Genomic DNA, 3,182 nt, shown 5'->3' on the forward strand with positions numbered 1-3,182 from the left:
CGCCCGGCGGGCCTGCTTGGTCGCGGCCCGCACGGTGCTGACCCAGCGGGCCCGCGACTTGGCGGCCCGGTCGCCGCGCCAGACGACGACGGACCGCTCCGCCTGCCACGGGACGATCGCGTCCGCACCGGTCTCGGTGGCGGCCTCGATCGCCATCTCGTCGCGGTCGCCCTTGGCGAGGGCCTGGACGAGCGTCACGACGACGTCGGGCACGGGCTCGACGTCGGCGTGCTCGACCCGCAGGTGCACCTCGGCGCCGTGCACCGCCTCGACGACGGTTCGCAGGCGCACCCCGGCGCCGTCGACGACGTCGATGCGCTCCCCCGGGCCCCGGCGCTGGACCACGCCCGCGTGCCGCCCCTCGGCACCGTCGAGCACGTACACCGACCCGGCGGCGTACTCCGACAGCGGATGGGCGGCCGACGCCTCCGCGAGAAAGACTGGCGCGCTCATGGGCGGCGGGTCAGCGGCCGCTGAGCTTGTCGCGCAGGCGCGAGAACACGCCGCCCTGGACGGTGGCGAGCCGCGGCTCGGGCCGCTCCTCGCCGCGCAGGGCCGCGAGCTGCTGCATCAGGGCCGTCTGCTCCTCGTCCAGGTGGGTGGGCACCTGGACCTCGATGTGCACGTTGAGGTCGCCGCGCCCGTTGGAGTGCAGGTGGCCCACACCGAGGCCCTTGAGGGTCATGACCTGGCCCGGCTGCGTGCCGGGGCGCAGGTCGATCTCCTGCAGGCCGTCCAGGGTGTCGAGCTCCAGCACGGTGCCGAGGGCGGCCGCCGTCATCGGCACCTGGAGGGTGCAGTGCAGCTCGTCGCCGCGCCGCACGAACGTGTCGTGGGCACGCTCGCGGATCTCGACGTACAGGTCGCCGGCGGGGCCGCCGCCGGGGCCCACCTCGCCCTGCGCGGAGAGCTTGATGCGCGTGCCGGTGTCGACGCCCGCGGGCACGTTCACCGAGACGGTGCGGCGCGAGCGCACGCGGCCCTCACCGGAGCAGTCGGTGCACGGCTCCGGGATGACGGTGCCGAAGCCGCCGCACGCGGAGCACGGCTGGTTGGTCATGACCTGGCCGAGGAACGAGCGGGCGACCCGCTGCACCGAGCCGCGGCCCTGGCAGACGTCACAGGTGCGGGCGTGGGTGCCCGGCCGCGCGCCGTCGCCGCCACAGGTGTTGCAGACCACCGCGGTGTCGACCTGGATCTCGCGCTTGGCGCCGAACACGGCCTCGGCGAGGTCGAGGTCGAGGCGCACGAGCGCGTCGTTGCCGCGGCGGGCGCGCGGGACCGGGCCGGTCGGCTGTCCGCCGCCGAAGAAGGTCTCGAAGATGTCCTGGAACCCGAACCCGGCGCCGAACCCGCCGCCCGCACCGCCACCGGGCGAGGTCGGGTCGACACCCATGTCGTACTGCTGGCGCTTGTCGGGGTTGGAGAGCACCTCGTACGCGCGCGCGACGTCCTTGAACCGGTCCTCACCGGCGTCTCCGGCCACGTCCGGGTGCAGCTCACGGGCCAGCTTGCGGTATGCCTTCTTGATCTGCTCGGGCGAGGCGTCGCGCGGAACACCGAGAATCTCGTAGTAGTCGGTCACAGGTCTCTCTTCGTGATGAGGTGAGTAGTCAGCTGGGCAGGACTCGCGACAGGTAGCGCGCGACGGCGCGCACCGCGGCGATGGTGCCCGGATAGTCCATACGGGTGGGGCCGATAGAGCTCAGGATCGCGACGGTGTCACCGTCGGAAGAGCCGTAGCCGGAGGTGACGACGGAGGTCTCCGCCAGTCCCGCCAGCCGGTTCTCGTGGCCGATGCTCACCGCCACCCCGGCGTCGTCGGTCATGTCGGTGAGGAGGCCGAGCAGGACGACCTGCTCCTCCAGGGCCTCCAGGACGGGCCGCAGCCCCTGCTCGAACCGCATGCCCGACCGCGCCAGGTTGGCCTGGCCGGTCAGCACGATCCGCTCCTCGCTCTCCTCGCTCAGCGCGGTGGTGACCACCTCGGCCACGGCGGTCGCCAGCGGGCGGTGCTCGGGCGGCATGGCCTCGGCGACGCCGGCGAAGGCGTCACCGATGTCGGCGAGCCGGCGACCGGCCGTCGCGGCGTTGAGCCGGGCACGCAGCTCGCCCAGCGTGCCGTCGTCGAGGTCGACCGGCACGTCCAGGAAGCGCTGCTCCACCCGGCCGGTGTCCGTGATGACGACCACCAGGAGCCGGCCCTCGGCCGTGGGCACGAGCTCCAGGTGCCGCAGCCCGGAGCGGCGCAGCGAGGGGTACTGCACCACGGCGACCTGGCCCGTCAGCTGGGCGATGAGCCGCCCGGCGCGTGCCACGACGTCGTCCAGGTCGACCGCCTCGGACAGGAAGGTCTCGATGGCACGCTTCTGCGGGACGGTCAGCGGGCGCACCTCGGCGAGCTGGTCCACGAACAGGCGGTAGCCCTTGTCGGTGGGGATGCGTCCCGCCGAGGTGTGCGGCTGGGCGATGAGCCCCGCCTCCTCGAGGGCCGCCATGTCGTTGCGCACCGTGGCCGGGGAGACCCCCAGCTGGTGCCGCTCCGTGAGGATGCGCGAACCGACGGGCTCACGCGTGCGGACATAGTCCTCCACGATCGCCCGCAGGACATCGAGTCTACGTTCCTCGCTCACCGCGCTCACCTCCGTCCCCAGGTAGAACGTCCGGGACGTGCACCCGGGTTCCGGCCCGTTCTCCGACACTGCCGTCCAGCACTCTCACCGACCGAGTGCCAATCTTACGCGGCGCTCACGAGCGGCCGGGTCCCCGACCCGCCGCAGGCCGGCCACGACCCCGCGAGCCGCCCCGACGCACCGCGGAAAACCCGCCCCTGACCTGCGGGTCCTACCTGTTCGCCGAGGGCTGACCGGTCGAGCATAGGGCGATGCCTTAGACGTGCCCAGCCCTGGACGCGGACCCGCCACGAAAGATGCGGCGACCGCCCGATCCGCGCGACGTACCTCACAGACCAACCTGGAATCACCGCCGGCGAGGGGCCGACGGTGACACCGGGAGGAACCACCATGTTCGGTTTTTCGGACTACGCCGACTACCGCCGCGGCGAGCGCGAGATGGACGACCGCAACGAGCGCGCCCGCAAGGCCCGTGAACAGCAGGACCTCGCCCGCCGTCAGGCCGCCGCCCGGCGCACGGCCGAGCGCGCGGACCGCGGCAGGGCGGCC

Annotated in this window: 3 protein-coding genes; all 3 read right to left on the reverse strand. The window is 73.3% G+C overall.

Translation table 11 applies throughout. From position 1 onward, the window contains the following. Positions 1–453: RsmE family RNA methyltransferase (locus tag PROKR_RS23500; RefSeq protein ID WP_036968359.1), on the reverse strand; the 453-nt coding region annotated here is incomplete at its 3' end. 10 nt (positions 454–463) lie between these two features. Then, positions 464–1,585, reverse strand: a complete 1,122-nt coding sequence (gene dnaJ, locus PROKR_RS23505; RefSeq protein WP_036968361.1) for a molecular chaperone DnaJ — start codon at positions 1,583–1,585, stop codon at positions 464–466. A 28-nt stretch (positions 1,586–1,613) separates the two neighbouring features. Beyond that, positions 1,614–2,633, reverse strand: a complete 1,020-nt coding sequence (hrcA, locus tag PROKR_RS23510; protein WP_084800641.1) for a heat-inducible transcriptional repressor HrcA — start codon at positions 2,631–2,633, stop codon at positions 1,614–1,616. Positions 2,634–3,182 lie beyond the last annotated feature (549 nt).

It is taken from the genome of Promicromonospora kroppenstedtii DSM 19349 (assembly GCF_000515355.1).
GTDB classification, from domain to species: Bacteria; Actinomycetota; Actinomycetes; order Actinomycetales; family Cellulomonadaceae; genus Promicromonospora; species Promicromonospora kroppenstedtii.